This is a genomic window from Bacillus proteolyticus (genome assembly GCF_001884065.1).
Lineage (GTDB): Bacteria > Bacillota > Bacilli > Bacillales > Bacillaceae_G > Bacillus_A > Bacillus_A proteolyticus.
The window spans coordinates 1-17,374 of record NZ_MACH01000025.1; the positions used below are offsets into that span (position 1 = coordinate 1).

Consider the following 17,374-nt stretch of genomic DNA (forward strand, 5'->3'; position numbering starts at 1 on the left):
AACAATTCGATAATCGGTAAGATTATCTTTTATCCCCTTAATAATTTTTTTTTGCGTACATCTTAATATAAATTTATCTCAAAATTCGAAAGTAAACTTTTACATAGAAGTTTACTCTTAATTCCACTAAAAAAAGCCAAAAGATGACATTGAGTAAGTCACCTTTTGGCTTCAAAACATCTATAAAAATTTTATTATTTTTCCTGATTTTCTACTTTTTCAGTTTTAGAACTGAATCCACTTTTAAATCCATCTAAAAAATCACAACCACCTAATGAAAAAACAAATACACATAATAGACCTATCATAATACCTTTTTTGTAGTTCACCCTATAACATCCTCCATAAATACAACTTAATATTGTAATTATAATATGTAAATTAGGAATATCTAGAAAAACAATCTTAAATTTACCTTAAATAATTAGACTGTTGTTATCATTTCTGAAAGTAAACTTTTAGATAGAAGCTTACTTTCAGACACCAATAAAAAAAGACATCCTTAACTGAATAAGTAGTCTTTATAATTTTTTATCTAATCTTCAAATATAAATGATTTATCAATAATTATTGCCAAAACTTTTATTCTTGATTTTACAAATTACAAATTTACTTATTACATAAGAAAATATAGCAATTACACCAACTATATATATTTGTTTAAACCACTCAGTCCAAGTATGTGGTTTTCCGTAACTAATAAAATAATATAATATATATAAAATAGTAGCTCCATTACTTATTCTTTCCATTATTTTATAATCTTTAAGCTGAGATGGATTTAAAATCTCTTCCTCTTTTATCCCCATTACGTTATGTCTATAAATCATATAAGAAATGAAAAATATATAAATCACAAAACTCGAAATCCATTCCAATAAAGGACGATCTAAAATAATAGCTCGAACTAACATATCAATACATACTAGTCCAAAAATTATACAACCTACTTCAGCGTAAGCTTTAAATTCCAGTGCACTTAAACGTTCATCATCATATGAATTAAGACTAAATAACTTTCTCAATTTGTATCCTCCCAAAATAGTTCATCTAATGTTTTATTAAGTGTTTTTGCAAGATCAATACATAATTTCAAAGATGGGTTATATTTTCCAAGCTCTATTAAACCAATAGTTTGCCTTGTAACTTTTACTATATCTGCTAACTCTTGTTGTGTTAGATTTTTTTCCATTCTAGCCAATTTAATTTTATTAATAGGCATTTGTTCACCTCGTTATGGAATAATAAGGAACTATAAACTATCATACCGCATATAAAAACTTTATGCAATATATACATTGCATTAGCAATGTATATATTGCATAACTAATAAAAAAAAAGTCCTAAATCTCTAGGACTTTTTTTATTCTGAAAGTAAACTTTTGAATAGAAGTTTACTTTCAAATTAGAAGTAGAACCACATGCCCATCAACCTAATATTTTGGAGTACCTCCAAAAAAATTCACCTCAGATACAACAACAGAGCCTTACCTCTGTAGGAAAGACTCCACTATTATAGCTGTATATATTTACATAACAATTAAATAACTACAAACATGTAACATCAAATAGAAGAAACCTAACATTCCGCCTACAGCTAATACCTGTTTAACCCAGCTCTTGAGTTTCAGATTACTATCAATCACTTGCACTCTTTCCATATCCGTTTCCTCCTATTAAGGAGAACCCTTAAAGACTCTCACCTCGCTATGATACCATCAAGGAATGACTAATAGAGGTCTAATTTTTGTCTAAACGTATAAATATGCAATATTGCATATAGAAATGTATTGTTATAAATGTAAGCGCTTACTATAATAAAAGCATAAAGATAAATCACATCTTAGCATCAACAACAGAGGAGGAAATAATATGACAATCGCAATGGCAGTTTTATCATTCTTAGGTGGAGTACTTCCATTAGTAACAGAACTTTTAAAAGCAGTAATGTAAGTCCATTATTCCGCAATTATTTATAAAAATTATCATACCTTAATATGAAAAAAGAGGAGGAAATCATATGGCAATCGCAATGGCAGTTTTAAAATTTGTAGGTGGAATCATTCCATTTGTACAAGAACTTTTAAAAGCAGTAATGTAAGTTCATTATTCCGCAATTATTTATAAAAATTATCATACAAATGATCTGTATATCAAAAGTGAATTGATGTGTAGATCATTTGTGTGAGCAAAGTCCCTTTAGCATTATTAAGGGACTTTTTTAAATTCCTACATACTTGAGATTCCGTTACATCAACATCAAGTTAAAAGAACTTTTAAAACATTAAAAAGTGCTTTTAACTTATTTTGAATATGCATGTAAACTTTTAGATAGAAGTTTACTTTCAATACACTTGTTAACTAAATATTTTTTTAGCAAAATAAATTGTTTTTTTCTATCCCTCGTGAATTTCTTTAATACTTTTTCCTTCTAAAAACGCATGTCCCGTTTTAATTTTTTCTACTGTTTCAAATCCATACTTTTCATACACTTTTTCTACTTTTTCGTTAATTGGGATCACCCAAAGATTATCTAGTCCTCTATTCATTACTTCACTTTGAATAAAGTGAATAAGTTCACCTATTAACCCTTTACCTCTAAACTTTTCAATTGTAGCTACACTTTCCATTCGGGCTTGTTTTTCATGTTCAAAAATACAAGCGATGGAACATGCTACTCCATTGTATCTAAGTAGATAGTGAGTGAATGCTGGATGTTGGAATTCATCTTGAAAAGCTTTTTTTCTAACTTCGCCCCCTAACTCTTTTATACTACATTCAATATCTAAAGCTTCTTCAAAATTTAACTCAGATACTTTTTCAATAGTAACTTTTTCATTTTTATCTTTTTTAGTTAATTTCTTGTTCCATAATTGGACTGGACTTATTAATTCTTCAAATCCAAAATTCTTTATTTGTAATTCAGAAATCAATTTTTCTTGCATATCTAAGTTGTATATATAAAATCTAGGTACTATATTTTTAGTTTTATAGAAATGCACTACTTCATCTACTATCACTTGTGGATTTAAACTTACTACACTTACATGTGCATGATTTGCATCATAATAATATGGGTTGCTTGCATTACAAAATATAGACCCCCATGATTTATCTATTCGGCTAGTAAAAGTTTCAAGATATGCAAAATCAAGCTCAAGAACATTTTTTAAACTAGTCATACGATATTCCCTCTTCTCTATTTATTTCTTCAATATCTTCTTTACTTCATTATACATTTAAATATTTTAATTTTCAGTTTTTTAATTAAAATATTTCCAAGGAGAAATGAAAGTAAACTTTTACATATTAGTTTACTTTCAAACCTTTGGTTTTATTAACTTCATTACAACTTACTCATTTTCCCCAAAACCACTGACGAAAGTATACATTCAAAACACGATAAAACAAGGAATAAATAACCAACTAATAAATATATTTTTTCTGAAAATTTATGCTATAATTAATCTGTACAAAGGTTGGTATCCTTTTACTTCTAATATTGTATTGATTTATATGTAGTACCCTACTACTTAAATATGGATCTACAAACAAAAAGAACTAGTATCATACTAGTTCTTTTTGTTTATTTAGAATAAATAAAATTTAAAAAAACATAAATATTCATGTTACCATATATTATGACACTCAATTTTGTTTATACCATACAACAAAATTAAACCAATCCCTTATCTATAATAGATAAGGGATTAGTTTGTATAAATAATTTTTAATATGGTTTTTAATCCTGTCCGAAGATTAAAAACCATATTAAAAATTTACATAATCCCACTTATCGGTATTCAATGTATCTAGAAAAAACCCCTTCAGTTTACTTGCTGAAGGGGTTTCGTATTTACATAATTTTCGAGGGCGGAAGTAATTCTGCTTGTATCTTTTGAAAGGAGTTGTGTTGTGGTTTGTTATATATTATTCTTCCCACCACTCATTTTCAATTGCATTTTCAATTCCCTCTAATAAGTGTTCGTAAAAGTTGTCTGCTTCTGGATAGATACCTTTTTCCTAATTATACCATTTAGAAAGAGTAATATGGTGCTGAAAGTTGGATGTATATTTTATACATACTCAGTTAACATAACGTCTCATTATTGGTAGCAAGGACAAAGGCATCCCCTTACTCTCACAAGGGATTCACCTTTTTCTATGATTCTATGCATCTTTTTATACATTCCTATCCTGGTGCGTCTTCCGGCTTCCCCATAGTTCCCTATGTCCCCCGATTTTTTGCATAAAATATTGCATGTATCCTTAAGCTGATGGGCATGTATGGTGACCCTATTAAGAAAATTTGCACCAGTCCCTTTTTGAGCTATTTTTAAATCTTTTACTTCACGAATTTCTTTACCGATAATTTCTAATGCATGCCCTATTATTTTTTTATAAATCACTCTAGATTCTTATAGTATAATACCTATTTAATGACGTATGACCTTACTCTTGGATTATTGAAAGTTATATTAAATACTTTACTATATTAAAGTTGTTTTTAATTACTATCATTACATCGAGAAAGTAATAGTCAATATTTAAGAACGAACATTTATACTGATGACAACCTGCTGCATAAAGCTTAAGAATTCTTAAGAACTTTTGCCCCTATTTCTTAAGGTTTGGACTCTAGAGTATGATTATGAATGCAAACATACGGTGTGATTAATTATGAATACGATTCGCTTTCTTATTTCTGTATACAATGAACAAAAAATTAGTCGTTCCAGTCCTTCCAAGTTCTAGATTTCTTGGAGACAAATTAATTGAAGGAACTGAATTGAAGAAAATAAACATTGTCAAAATCGGGTCAAGCACAGGTGTATTCAAAGGAAAGTTAATTAAAAGTAGATGAAATCTAATGAATTGGATAATGTTTAGCCTTAACATAATGAACATTATATTAAGGTGAACAGTATCACTATATTCAGTATGTTGTTTCTTGTTTTTCGCTGTTAGATTTACAATAAAGAGACGATAGACATGTCTCACCTGCAATTGTCTTTAAATGTTCAATATGAGAAAACATGTGGAGGAATAAAATGGAGTCAAACATTCTTATTGTTGATGATGATAAAGAGATTAGAAATCTTATCTCTGTATACCTGGAAAATGAAGGCCTAAAAACTCAAAAAGCAGAAGATGCTTTGGAAGCTTTACAATTGTTAGAAGTAAAGGAATTTGATCTTATTATTTTAGATATTATGATGCCGAATATGGATGGTATTGAAGCTTGTATGAAGATTAGGGAAGATCGCAATATGCCTATCATTATGCTATCTGCAAAATCTGAGGATATAGACAAAATTCAGGGACTGGCCTCTGGTGCTGATGATTATTTATCAAAGCCGTTTAACCCATTGGAATTAATCGCTAGGGTAAAATCCCAATTAAGAAGGTTTAAAAAATACAATACGTCAATAGAACATAATAAAAGCATTCTAGAAATTGGTGACTTAACCGTGAATACAGATACTCGTCAAGTATGGGTAAGGGGAAAAGAAACAAGGCTAACTCCAAAAGAGTTTGATATTCTCGAACTACTTGTCCGTAACAAAGGGATTGTCCTGAGTGTTTCAAAAATATATGAATCAGTTTGGAAAGAGGTTTTTTATAAATCAGATAATACCGTCATGGTGCATATTACAAAAATAAGAGACAAAATTGAAGAAGATTCTAAACATCCCATTTATATTAAAACTGTTTGGGGAATTGGGTATAAAATATGAAGAATGTTAGTTTCAGAAATAAGATCATTATAAAACTTCTTGGTGCTGTTGCAGTTAGTTTTTTTATTTCATTTGGTTTAACAATCCTCATTTTGGTATACGTCATAGATCCAATATTTAAAAAACACGAAGAATTTGGTATGTATGAATTCTATTTGTCATTGTTGTTCCTATTCACGTTCGCAATCTTTAACTTTATTATAATTTTTTTGATATTGGTTCGAAAGAAAATAGTATATTTGAAGCTCATTTCTGATAATGTGAATGATATTGCCAATGGAAAACTAGGTCTGACAATTGGGATTAAGGGGAAGGACGAATTGACCCAACTTGCTCAAAATATCAACTATATGTCCAAGGAATTGGAAAATACATTTGAACAAGAAAGACGATTAGAACGTACAAAAAATGAACTTATAACCAATGTATCTCATGACTTACGCACACCATTAACATCTATTATTGGCTATATAGATTTATTAAAAAGAGGGCAATACAACAGTAAAACACAATTACGGGAATACCTTGAAACCACTTATTTAAAATCACAGAGACTGAAATATTTAATTGATGAACTGTTTGAATATACTCGTTTATCAGGCATAGATGCTAAGTTAAACTTTAATGAAGTTGATCTATCAGGTTTGTTGGAGCAAATAGTTGGAGAATACATTCCTATATTTGAAAAAGAAAGTTTAAACGTTCAAAAATCAATAACGGAAGAAACAATACCTATTTTCATGGATGTAGAAAAAATGGTACGTGTATATGAAAATCTGTTTATGAATGCGATAAAGTACAGCATGAAACCTTCCGAATTATCCGTATGTCTTGAATTAATAGATAACAAAGCGGTTTTGAAAGTATCAAATAAAGTCGAGAAGCCGCCTGTTAGCGATCCTAATAAATTGTTTGAAAGATTTTTCAGAGGGGACAAGGCAAGAAAAGATGACCAGGGAAATGGTCTGGGGCTTGCTATCTCAAAAAGAATTGTTGAACTTCATCAAGGTAATATACATGCAGAATATAAAGATGGCTGGATGTCCTTTATTGTTGAACATCCTATCCAATAGATTGGCTTATGGAATTACAGGTTCCATAAGCTTTTTTTTATAAAAACTTAAGAATTCTTAAGGATTTTATAGAGTGTTTCCTAATTTTCATAGTTTATCATGTATGTATTCAAAGCGATGAGGAGAAAGGAGAAATGAATAAGCAAATTTTCTTTACAACTTTCAAGTGGTTACATCGTGACAATCTCATGAAAAAGGTAGATGTAACACGACTATTTTGTTAGGAGAAAGTATGAATAACCCTTATTTTATAGAAATAAAAAAACAAACATAGGAGGATAAATATGATAAAAGCAGTTGTAGATGTAAAAAACATTCAAAAATTGTACGGTAAAAAAGGCGAGAATCAATCACACGCATTAAAAGGTGTATCATTCTCAATTCAAGAGGGGGAGTTTGTCGGTATTATGGGCCCTTCTGGTTCTGGTAAAACAACATTATTAAATGTAATTTCAACGTTAGACACAGCAACGGGCGGCGTTGTTGAAATTGCAGGAACGGATATTACGAAAATGAAGCAAGGTGAGCTTTCTGATTTCCGTTCGCAAAAATTAGGATTCATTTTCCAAGACTTTAACTTATTAGAGAATTTATCTATATATGAAAATATTGCGCTACCGCTTTCCCTTCAAGGTGTTGCATCTCGTAATATTGGAAAGAAAGTAGAAAAAGTAGCTGATATGTTAGGCATTACAGCTATACTTCAAAAGTATCCTTCTGAAGTATCTGGGGGACAAAAGCAACGTTCTGCAGCAGCACGTGCGTTAGTTCATGAACCAGCAATTATTTTGGGAGACGAACCAACTGGAGCTCTAGATTCTAAAAATGCAACGAGTTTACTTGATGCCATGACAAGCTTAAATAAAAAGCAAGGTGTATCCATTATGATGGTTACGCATGATCCTTACAGCGCAAGTTACTGTCAGCGTATTTTATTCATTCAAGATGGTGAGTTGTATAAAGAAATTCATCGCGGTGGTACCCGTGAGGAATTCTATAAAGAAATTTTAGACGTGCTTGCAAACTTAGGCACACAAAAAGCGTAAGGAAGGAAGTTCAATCATGTTATTTAAACTTTCCATGTCAGGGCTAAAAAGTAAGTTACAAGACTATATTGTCTTACTTGTTGGTTTGATTGTATCTATTTCAACTTTTTATATGTTCCAAACGTTATCACTAAATAAAGCGTTCCTTGAATCCAATCCACATGCTGATACGGTTGCAATTGCATTCCAAATCGGTTCCGTTTTATTAGCGATTGTAACGTTCTTCTATATTTTATATACAAATTCTTTCTTATTATCTCTTCGCCAAAAAGAATTTGGCATGTACATGATGTTAGGGGCAAAAAGGTATAAAGTTACCTCACTTATGTTTATCGAAACAATCGTAATAGGTGCCGCATCTCTTGCAATTGGAATCGCAGTTGGTATAGGGCTTGCAGAAGGTATTGGTCAGTTATTAATGAAGCAGTTGGAATTCTCTGGTGAAGGTTATAAAGCATTTTATATTCCATCTATGACTGTTACTTGTCTCTTTTTCTTTGCACTATTTATAGTATCAGCAATCATGAATAGTATGAAATTATCTCGTATTTCTGTACTACAACTTGTACATGCAGATGCAAAAACAGATCGTATCGCTGTAAAAGGAAAAATGACAGGTGTAGTTGCATTCCTTGGTCTGATTTTGCTAGGTATTGGGTATGCATCACTGATCCATATAGCACATTTACAGGAAAAAGAGCTATTAACCGTACCTAAATTCATGGGTATTGGATTAATCACAGCAACAATCGGTACTTACATGTTATTTGGATCACTTCTCCCAGTTATGCTTAACAAGATAAAGAGTAATAAAAAACGTCGTGAAAAAGGACTGAATGCTTTTACTTTTGCACAACTGAATTTCCGAATTAATAGCCTAACACGGGTGCTTGCAACGGTAGCAATCCTAGTGGCTCTTGGCGCTGGTGGAATTGCGTGTGGTATGGCATTTGAAAATAACGTTCTAGAGACGACTAATAAAGAAAAAGTTTACGATTCAGTCGTTCATAATCCAACAGCGGAAGAAAAGAAAATTTTGAGTGGCATCTTATTTCAAGAGAAGTTTGAATATCGCTACAAAGTAGATGATCAGTATGTTTATTATATAAAAGAAGATGTAGAGAAAAATCGTCCTTTAGCACAAGATAGTGAGAATAGGAAGAAGATGAAAGTTTCAGAGGAATTTCCTAAGGATGCATTTGCATTGCCAAAACAGCTTTATAAACTGTATAACGATGAGACGAAAACAAAACAATGGAAAGAAGCATTCTTCACAATCCAGCCTACTTATATGTATCCTGATCATCAAATAAAAATTATAGACTCAAACATATACGATAGTATGAAGGAAAAAGAAAGTACTGTGTTTATTGGGAAAACAGATGATTTTGGAGCGCACTTAAAAGAATGGAAAAAACTTGATGAATTACAGGTAGCGAAATATAAAAATGTGAAATCGGAAGAATTAGGTAGTACGTATCAAATGTATAATCTGAGTCATGGTTTGGCCAGTGGATTCATGTTTATGGGTTTCTTCGTTGGAATTGCATTTTTAGCAATGATGGCAAGTAGCTTAATGTTTAAAGTTCTGTCGGGAGCATCAAAAGATGTAACACGTTATCAAATGCTTCATAAAATTGGTGTCCGCCGAGAATTATTAACAAAATCAATTTATAAAGAGTTATTCTACATATTCTTATTCCCAGCAATTGTGGGGATTACTCACATATTAGTTGGTATGAAGATGTTTAGCCCTCTTTTAATCGATCCGTACTCTCGCATTTGGTTACCACTTGTAATTTTTATAGTAATTTACTCGATGTATTATTGGATTACTGTTCAATTATTTAAAAGAATTGTACTCCCGAAAAAAGATTAATGTAATGCTGTTATTTATAAAAGGTATCAACAAAATCGGACCCTGTTTGCTGAATGAGTGTAAATAGGTGAAGTAACACCCTCGAACAATCGCGGGTGTTTTTTTATATTGTTTGAAATGGATAAAGAGCATAGTCTTTAATTACATATACCAATATGTTCAATGGCTAAATAATACAAACGGTATGAAGAGAATTTTTACTCTCTTCATACCGTTTTACATTTGTTTATAAGTTTCATATGAAATTAGTGGGAGGTTGGCAGCATTTCTTTTATAAATAAGACTCAAAAGTTACCATACCTGATAAAGGAAATATTAATGTAACGCTAGTTCCTTTATTCACTTCAGATTCAATGCCAATTTTCAATCCTAATTTTGAACACAGTTTTTCGCAGAGATACAAGCCCATTCCTGTACTTTTGCTAAATCTCCTGCCATTCTCTCCAGTAAATCCTTTCTCAAATACTCTATTTATATCTTTAGTTACTATCCCTACTCCATTATCTTCTATAGTTAGTATTACTGAGTTAGTTTTCTTAATTGAGTATATACGTATCATTTGTTCTTTGTTATTTGAGTACTTAATAGAATTTCCTATTATTTGATTAATAATAAATTCAACCCATTTCCCATCACTATATACAATCTCATCAATATTCTGTATATCTAATTTTATTCTCTTATGAATAAAATCCCTATAGTTTTTTTTAATTACATTCCTTACTATATTATCTAGGTTAATTGGCTTGATAATATAGTCTTCATAAACGTTACTACTTCGAGAATAATACAGAACCTGTTCTACAAACCCCTCAATCCGATCTATTTGAGAGTCAATTTTATTCGTTACTTCATTTTGATTATTTTCTATTATAAGCTTTGTAGAAGCTATTGGTGTCTTAATTTCATGCACCCATGTCTCTATATATTCTCTGTAATCCAACTGCGTATCTCTATAATACTTTACATTTTCATGCATATCTCTACTTACTTCTTTCAGTATAGCGTTAAGCTTTTCCCCATGTATAAAGTTTGCTTCCTTTACAACCTCTGGAAGTAAGTATTTTTTCTCCAAGTTTTCTAATATGCCATTAATCTCATTATAATAATTTTTACATTTTATAAATTCTATAACCATATATGAAATCAATGGAAAAAACCAAATACAAAAGACAAAGAATATGATAATGAACGGAACATGCGCAGTTAGCAATATACCTGCTAGTATGATATATACCAGTACATTAGATAGTATTACTACTATTTTATCTTTAATAAATTCACCTATATTCATGGCATTATATACCCTAAGCTTCTTCTTGTTGCAATTGGATTTTCTATACCTATCTCTTCAAGCTTTTTTCTTACTCTATTTATATTAACAGTTAAGGTGCTATCATCCACAAAATAATCAGACTTCCATAAGGTTTCAATGAGTGAATCTCTTTTTACAATATTTCCACGATTATTTATTAAGCATGAGAGTATCTTAACTTCATTTTTAGTTAACTCTACAGACTTGTCTTGATAAGTAACTGTTGCATTTGAAAGATTTAAAGTAAAATCTCTATAAATTAAGATATGATTCGTCTTGAAATCTCCAGATGTTCTTCTTAATATGTTTGTTACTCTTGCTAATAGTATTTCTGTATTATAAGGCTTTGTTATAAAATCGTCTGCTCCTAAATTCATACTTATTAGTTCATCTACATCGCTATCTCTGCTTGTAACCATGAAGATTGGAACATCTGAAGTTTTACGTATTTCTCTGCATATATAATAGCCATCGAACACAGGAAGATTTATGTCTAGTAATATAAGGTCTGCATTCGCACTTTCTATATATTCGATAATATGATTAAAATCTGTGGGAGCCTTTACTTCATATCCATACTTTATAAAAAAATGTTGTAATTCTTCTCTGATGATTTCATCATCTTCAATCAGAATGATTTTTTTCATGACTTTTCCCTCCCTATACAGAATATAAGGCTATTACATCTTGAGAAACAAGGTGTAATAGCCCTAATGAGCATTATAAAATCAAGTATTACTTTTTACAATATTTTTATACCCGACATATGTCGTGTAGAAATATATCAAATAAAATACAAGAAATACTAAGCCAGTCATCAATGCTGGTAAAGTAATGTCTGTTGGTTGAATTGCGTTAATAAAATTATTGATTACATAAATTCCAACTATAGAATGAATTAGGGCAAGAATAACTGGTAGACTAAAGTATACGAAAGTTTGAATAAAAATCGTTTTGTCAATCATGGTTCCGTTTGAACCAATTCTCTTCAAAGATTTATATCGATCTATGCTATCACTGGCTTCTGATAATTGTTGAAGAGCTAATACAGCCATACTCGTTATTAAAAATACAATTCCTATATATATCCCAATAAACATTATGATCGTTTTCAATCCCTTACTTTCTGCACGAACTTCATCCTTTGATTTGCCTGATATATATACAATATTTAATTTCGGGCCATTTTCGTCATAAAAGCCCCTTGCAACGTTATCATATTTTTTATTATATTCTTCTCTATTTTCATCTAAATAATTTACATTAAGTACGGATGTACCAATTTTGTAGCCTGATAAAAACTCATCATTTATAACGATTGCGAAGAAATTAAGTGGCACATCAGAAGTGTAAAGATTCTCTTGTATAACTTTAGCGTGTTTTACCAGATATTCTTTTTCTTTAATATTCACCTTATTGCTATTTTTTAATCTTTCATTTATCCAATTAACCCACCGGTTATCATTTGATAAAAGTACAACTTCATTGTTATTTAAAGTAATTTTCTTTTCACCTTTGAGATTTAAAATTTTATTATAATCAGATACTTTAATGAAATCCACAACGATATTCTTAGCATTTTTAGTTACTTCTGGTACAACGTCCCCCACTTCCATCTTTGCTGAATATACATTATAAGATACATATTTTTCGTTATTACTTAGTTTAAAATTTGATTTATTTAATACGTCTTCTATCGTGTAACTTTCATCCCTATTCATCAACATAATACTGGCATCAAATGGTGTTGTTTCTTTTATTGTTGCGTCCATCATTCTGTTAAAGCTGATTCCTGTAGATAAAGCCACCATTGTAAGGAATAACATTAAACAGATTACAGACATGGATATAAAATTTGTATTAACCTTACTATTTATTTGTTTAATGATAAATATATTTAACCCTTTAAAATAGACTTTTTTATTCTTCTTTACAACATATAATATAAATCCAGATAAACTAAAGAAAAACAGAAATGTACCTAATATGCCAAGAAGGATTGATACCATGAGCATAGGATTCATATAATTCAATCCGATTTTTAATACAGTCACATATGCATACCCAAGTGCTGCTACACACATAATAAATGTGATTACATAGATAAGAGGATTTCTAAATTTTACATCTTCGTTTTTTCTACCTGCTGTTAACAAATCAATTATTTTGTATTTAGAAACAACATATACATTACATAACATAACAAGCAAAAACATGATTCCAAAGTAGAATACGCTTTTACCTATAGCACCTGTTGAAATTGCAAATTTATATTTATTGATGGGCAATTCAAATAACTTTAATGCAAATGTAGATAATCCCTGCGATACTCCAATACCTATTATAAGTCCACTCACTAAAGATATAACGCCAACTAGAAATGTCTCTGTTACTAATATTCTGGATATGTTTCTTCTTCCCATACCTAAAGTCATGTATATTCCTAATTCTTTTTTACGTTTTTTAATTAAGAAATTATTTGCATACAATATTAAACTACCTAATATTACGGATACAAATACTGACACATTTGAGATAGCGTTCATTACTGTAGGCACATACTTTTTATCTGAAGCGCTAATTTCCATAAGTGCCTTTTGTGATTCTATGGAGTTAAAGCTATAAAATATACAAACAGCCAGTGTTAGTGTTAAGAAATATATTGCATAATCTTTAAGACTTTTCTTTACATTCCCAATAGCAAGCTTAGAGTACATTATTATCGTCACCTCCAAGAAGGGTTATAACTTCGATAATTTTAGTAAAGAACTCTTTTCTGGAATCATTTCCTCTTACCAACTCGATAAATATTTTGCCATCATTAATAAAAAGAATTCTACGAGCATAGCTTGCTGTAAACGCATCATGAGTAACCATAAGTATGGTAGCTTTTAAATCCTTATTTAGACTTTCAAATCTTTCGAGTAATAATCTAGCCGATTTAGAATCTAGCGATCCTGTTGGTTCATCTGCTAGTACTAAAGATGGTTCTGTTACGATAGCTCTTGCCGAAGCAACCCTTTGTTTTTGTCCACCTGATATTTGATAAGGGTATTTGCTTAATACTTGTTCAATGTCTAAATATTTTGCAACTGCTTGTATTTTGTCATCAATTTTTGAACTTTCCTCACCTTTTATTGTTAACGCTAGGGCAATATTTTCATAAGCAGTAAGGGTATCTAATAAATTAAAGTCCTGAAACACAAACCCTAATTCATTTTTTCTAAACTTATCTAGTGACTTTGATTTCAACCGAGTAATGTCACTATTATTGATTATTATTTTCCCTGTCGTAACATTATCAATCGTTGATATACAGTTAAGTAATGTAGTTTTGCCACTTCCTGAGGGCCCCATTATCCCAACAAATTCTCCCTCATCTACCTTAAAACTAATATTATCTATAGCCTTTGTTACGTTATCTTTATTACCATAATATTTTTCGATTTTTTCTACACTTAATATATTTCGCATTAATACTTCTCCTTTTTCATTATAAAAATTCTTTAACTTCCTTCATTTTATATAATTTCATTACTAGTATCGGTGGAATTACATTTCATTAACATTACATTTTTGTTATATTGAATGCTACCTCTACATGTAAGTTATCAGAAAAAGCAGTGGTATATGTAAGGGTTATTCGATGCCTTACCAAAGAGGCAGATAAATGTAGGGGTATCTGTTCTGGTGCAAAAAACGATAAGACTTATGTAATTAGTGGAAATCAACAAACTGGTTACGGCGTAACAACAGCTCTATTTAAAAGACATGGATTCATAGTCATTTCAGAAAAAGATTTTGAAAACAGAAAAGGATTTGACCGTTAAGGCCAAACCCTATTTATTTTTATTATTTCGCAGCTAGTTTTTCTTTCACTTTCGCAGGAATCTCGTCCTGCTTCACTTCTTCCCAACCTGATACATCTTCTTCAACTTTTTTATCAGAGTAGTAGACGCGTAGGAATGCTTCTTGACGAAGGTTTTTTTGAGTATTGAATTCTAATTCTTTTTTCTTTACCGTCTTTATCAAATCCAGTTAAATTATAATTAAAACGATTTGATGTTTCTCCGTTACCAATCAAAATACGTACAGATTTTAAATTCGGATGGTTTGCTAGAGTTTCGTTAAACTGTTGGTGGTACGCTTTATAGGAAAAGCCCTAATTTACTTCTTCATATTCCTTCATAATTTTATCACTTATTAAAGGATCTTTTTTGTTTGCATAATATAATTACCACCAACTTATATGAGAGGTAGTCTTCAGTGGGACTGGATTCCAACTTTGTGGTATTGTTTGCCATGATTTGACCGTTCCATCTTTACTTTTAATAAATGCTTTAAATTCTATATTTCTTTCAGCTGGCAACACAACATTTCCTCTCCAATCATTACTATGAGAATCATAATATAGTTGAATTGGATACTGTTTCGTGTCCCAACTTCCTAATTCCGCACGATTGCCAGTAATATAAACAGTATCTCCTATTGTTGTAGGAGCATTTTTTACTACAATCGTTTGCATAACAGGAGTCACACCTAATAAATCCTTAAATTTCTCCATTAATGAATTGTTATACATTACATCTTGATACCGAAGTAACGTAAATCCAGCAAAATTATAATTAAAAGCCATTTCTGCAACTCTGTTATACTCTGCCTCATTGCCTAAACTTAAAGCATTTTCACCATTTAATACAATTCCCTTTTGATTAGCTAATGTTGCAATTTCTTGTACTAATGTTCTAGGCATTGAATATTCGGGATAACTACCTTTATCTATCATTTCTAGACAAGTAAATGTTACATCTAACTTTGCGCTTTTGAAAGCATCAAGTAAATGGCTATAATTATTATACCCTGCTGGCTTTTCTGCCCCGTGAGGTATAACCGGATTATTATATTGCCAATGTACTCCTGCAATCTTTGCACCGATTGGTACTTGAAGACTTGAATCAAAAGCATCGTGTGCCAATTCACCAATTAATTTTGTATGACTTTCTAAAACACCTTGATACCATTCTAAATAATCTTTTCCATATGAAGAGTTATATCCATTCTTTAGAAACAGTTCCTCATCGCTTGGTGGTAAAATTTCTGAAACAGAAGTAAGTTTTGTACTCCACTCTTTGTTCACTTCATTTAAGGAATCATATTTATTTAATACCCAGGAACGGAATTTTGATTTTGCAAATTCTGTATAGGCTTGAAACTTTCCACGTGATGGATAACCGCTTCCATCAGCAGATGTGTAGGAAGGATATCTCAGCTCTCCAGCTGGTCCCCCAGATAAGTATATCTTTGCGATTACATCTTTATACGGTTTCATAGCTACTGCGAATGCCGTATATAGTTCACCATATTCCTTTTGAATTACATCTGAAGCAAGTGGATTCAATGTTTCTTTATTAACGGTTCCGGTTTCAGATTTAAAGTAAAGACTATCATCATTTTTTTGATTCCAAACCCATGAAGGAATTGGTGTATTACAATCATCGCCAACATTTCCACCACACTGATGTGTAGAAATAATAGGTATCATTTTCATACCTGCATTTCTTACTGATTGAGCAAAACGCTGTGCGTATGAAAAATCAAATTGCTGATCCCCGTTCTTTTCCATATCTCCCCACCAAAAATCAACAGTAATAGCATAAAAACCATTTTGTTTTGCCCACCTTAAATCATTTTCAAATGTCTCCCAATTTGTTACTTCCGGAATCTTTTTTAATGGTGCCATTAAGTAAGCTTTGTAATCCGGATTCATTCCTTTTCCATTTACAGCTGCAAAACTTGCTTGTGGAATTAATAGAGATACAAATAACATCAAGACAGATAAAATGACAATACCATAATATTGAAACTGTTTTTTCATTCCTTTTCTCCTTTTCCTTTTTTAAATTTATAAAACGCTTATGTATCCGTTTTCATTATATACGAAAAAACGCAATCGTTTGCATGGAATATTGCATAATATTAAGCTAAAATAAACAAGCTAGATTAATTAAATTGTTTATTTTAAAATTCGACTACAGATTATTCGGTTCTGGTGCAAAAAATCTCTGAAACTTGGACATACTGATATTACTACTCTACAAAAGGTGTGTGATCAGTATGGAAAAGGAGAATTTGTTCAAATGGAAGCATTATCAGCCTGAACTAATCTTATTAACAGTAAGGTGGTACCTACGGTACAACTTGAGCTTTCGTAATCTGGTGGAAATGATGGAGGAAAGAGGATTATCAATTGCTCACACAACGATTATGCGCTGGGTTCATCAATATGGACCTCAATTAGAAGAGAAAGTACGACATCATCTTAA

15 protein-coding genes and 2 pseudogenes are annotated in these 17,374 nt (G+C 30.9%); 5 read left to right on the plus strand and 12 right to left on the minus strand.

The features are described from left to right. Positions 1-194: 194 nt before the first annotated feature. The 6 genes from BAQ49_RS33855 to BAQ49_RS03760 form a co-directional block, all read right to left on the minus strand. Positions 195-329: a hypothetical protein gene (locus BAQ49_RS33855; RefSeq protein WP_001106974.1), complete on the minus strand. Its 135-nt coding sequence runs from the start codon at positions 327-329 to the stop codon at positions 195-197. Positions 330-560: 231 nt separating this feature from the next. Further along, positions 561-1,025, minus strand: a complete 465-nt coding sequence (locus BAQ49_RS03735; protein ID WP_071744242.1) for a DUF6773 family protein — start codon at positions 1,023-1,025, stop codon at positions 561-563. Beyond that, complete coding sequence (locus BAQ49_RS03740; protein WP_071744243.1) at positions 1,022-1,222, minus strand: helix-turn-helix transcriptional regulator; 201 nt, start codon at positions 1,220-1,222, stop codon at positions 1,022-1,024. The genes BAQ49_RS03735 and BAQ49_RS03740 overlap by 4 nt, the downstream gene beginning before the upstream one ends. 307 nt (positions 1,223-1,529) lie before the next feature. Next, positions 1,530-1,661 carry a hypothetical protein gene (locus BAQ49_RS33860; protein ID WP_279626793.1) on the minus strand — a complete coding sequence of 44 codons (132 nt, stop codon included), beginning with the start codon at positions 1,659-1,661 and terminating at the stop codon, positions 1,530-1,532. 735 nt (positions 1,662-2,396) lie between these two features. After that, positions 2,397-3,182, minus strand: a complete 786-nt coding sequence (locus tag BAQ49_RS03750) for a GNAT family N-acetyltransferase (protein ID WP_071744244.1) — start codon at positions 3,180-3,182, stop codon at positions 2,397-2,399. A 924-nt stretch (positions 3,183-4,106) separates the two neighbouring features. Next, positions 4,107-4,409, minus strand: coding sequence for a hypothetical protein (locus tag BAQ49_RS03760; RefSeq protein WP_071744245.1), 303 nt, complete (start codon positions 4,407-4,409; stop codon positions 4,107-4,109). A gap of 642 nt (positions 4,410-5,051) precedes the next feature. Between BAQ49_RS03760 and BAQ49_RS03765 the strand changes: the two genes are divergently transcribed. The 4 genes from BAQ49_RS03765 (at position 5,052) to BAQ49_RS03780 (ending at position 9,736) form a co-directional block, all read left to right on the plus strand. Then, positions 5,052-5,738 (plus strand): response regulator transcription factor, encoded by a 687-nt coding sequence (locus tag BAQ49_RS03765; RefSeq protein WP_000445463.1) that lies wholly within the window; start codon positions 5,052-5,054, stop codon positions 5,736-5,738. Beyond that, entirely contained in the window at positions 5,735-6,811 is a 1,077-nt protein-coding gene (locus tag BAQ49_RS03770; protein WP_071744246.1) for a HAMP domain-containing sensor histidine kinase, read from the plus strand. Before BAQ49_RS03765 ends, BAQ49_RS03770 begins: the two co-directional genes overlap by 4 nt. Positions 6,812-7,095: 284 nt before the next feature. Further along, entirely contained in the window at positions 7,096-7,857 is a 762-nt protein-coding gene (locus BAQ49_RS03775) for an ABC transporter ATP-binding protein (RefSeq protein ID WP_071744247.1), read from the plus strand. Positions 7,858-7,873: 16 nt separating this feature from the next. Further along, on the plus strand, positions 7,874-9,736 hold the full coding sequence (locus BAQ49_RS03780) for an FtsX-like permease family protein (RefSeq protein WP_071744248.1): 1,863 nt from the start codon (positions 7,874-7,876) through the stop codon (positions 9,734-9,736). 271 nt (positions 9,737-10,007) lie between these two features. On the opposite strand, the gene BAQ49_RS03785 is transcribed toward BAQ49_RS03780, so the two are convergent. The 6 genes and pseudogenes from BAQ49_RS03785 to BAQ49_RS03815 all read right to left on the minus strand — a co-directional run bounded on the left by BAQ49_RS03785 (position 10,008) and on the right by BAQ49_RS03815 (position 16,926). Beyond that, on the minus strand, positions 10,008-11,030 hold the full coding sequence (locus BAQ49_RS03785) for a sensor histidine kinase (protein ID WP_071744249.1): 1,023 nt from the start codon (positions 11,028-11,030) through the stop codon (positions 10,008-10,010). Then, positions 11,027-11,698 carry a response regulator transcription factor gene (locus BAQ49_RS03790; protein ID WP_071744250.1) on the minus strand — a complete coding sequence of 224 codons (672 nt, stop codon included), beginning with the start codon at positions 11,696-11,698 and terminating at the stop codon, positions 11,027-11,029. The genes BAQ49_RS03785 and BAQ49_RS03790 overlap by 4 nt, the downstream gene beginning before the upstream one ends. A gap of 81 nt (positions 11,699-11,779) precedes the next feature. Beyond that, entirely contained in the window at positions 11,780-13,768 is a 1,989-nt protein-coding gene (locus tag BAQ49_RS03795) for an FtsX-like permease family protein (protein ID WP_071744251.1), read from the minus strand. Further along, the gene (locus tag BAQ49_RS03800) at positions 13,758-14,525 is read right to left on the minus strand and encodes an ABC transporter ATP-binding protein (protein WP_071744252.1); all 768 of its coding nucleotides are present in this window, start codon (positions 14,523-14,525) and stop codon (positions 13,758-13,760) included. Before BAQ49_RS03800 ends, BAQ49_RS03795 begins: the two co-directional genes overlap by 11 nt. Positions 14,526-14,903: 378 nt before the next feature. Then, positions 14,904-15,099: pseudogene (locus BAQ49_RS03810) on the minus strand (YxeA family protein); the annotation flags it as partial. A 186-nt stretch (positions 15,100-15,285) separates the two neighbouring features. Beyond that, positions 15,286-16,926, minus strand: a complete 1,641-nt coding sequence (locus tag BAQ49_RS03815) for a family 14 glycosylhydrolase (RefSeq protein ID WP_071744253.1) — start codon at positions 16,924-16,926, stop codon at positions 15,286-15,288. 239 nt (positions 16,927-17,165) lie between these two features. Between BAQ49_RS03815 and BAQ49_RS03820 the strand changes: the two are divergent. Then, a pseudogene (locus BAQ49_RS03820) lies at positions 17,166-17,374 on the plus strand (IS6 family transposase); the annotation flags it as partial.

Excerpts from the sequence above, each read along its gene's own strand:
- BAQ49_RS03740 (WP_071744243.1), bottom strand. The coding sequence starts at position 1,222 with ATGCCTATTAATAAAATTAAATTGGCTAGAATGGAAAAAAATCTAACA.
- BAQ49_RS33860 (WP_279626793.1), bottom strand. The coding sequence starts at position 1,661 with ATGGAAAGAGTGCAAGTGATTGATAGTAATCTGAAACTCAAGAGCTGG.
- BAQ49_RS03750 (WP_071744244.1), bottom strand. The coding sequence starts at position 3,182 with ATGACTAGTTTAAAAAATGTTCTTGAGCTTGATTTTGCATATCTTGAA.
- BAQ49_RS03765 (WP_000445463.1), top strand. The coding sequence starts at position 5,052 with ATGGAGTCAAACATTCTTATTGTTGATGATGATAAAGAGATTAGAAAT.
- BAQ49_RS03770 (WP_071744246.1), top strand. The coding sequence starts at position 5,735 with ATGAAGAATGTTAGTTTCAGAAATAAGATCATTATAAAACTTCTTGGT.
- BAQ49_RS03775 (WP_071744247.1), top strand. The coding sequence starts at position 7,096 with ATGATAAAAGCAGTTGTAGATGTAAAAAACATTCAAAAATTGTACGGT.
- BAQ49_RS03780 (WP_071744248.1), top strand. The coding sequence starts at position 7,874 with ATGTTATTTAAACTTTCCATGTCAGGGCTAAAAAGTAAGTTACAAGAC.
- BAQ49_RS03785 (WP_071744249.1), bottom strand. The coding sequence starts at position 11,030 with ATGAATATAGGTGAATTTATTAAAGATAAAATAGTAGTAATACTATCT.
- BAQ49_RS03790 (WP_071744250.1), bottom strand. The coding sequence starts at position 11,698 with ATGAAAAAAATCATTCTGATTGAAGATGATGAAATCATCAGAGAAGAA.
- BAQ49_RS03795 (WP_071744251.1), bottom strand. The coding sequence starts at position 13,768 with ATGTACTCTAAGCTTGCTATTGGGAATGTAAAGAAAAGTCTTAAAGAT.
- BAQ49_RS03800 (WP_071744252.1), bottom strand. The coding sequence starts at position 14,525 with ATGCGAAATATATTAAGTGTAGAAAAAATCGAAAAATATTATGGTAAT.
- BAQ49_RS03815 (WP_071744253.1), bottom strand. The coding sequence starts at position 16,926 with ATGAAAAAACAGTTTCAATATTATGGTATTGTCATTTTATCTGTCTTG.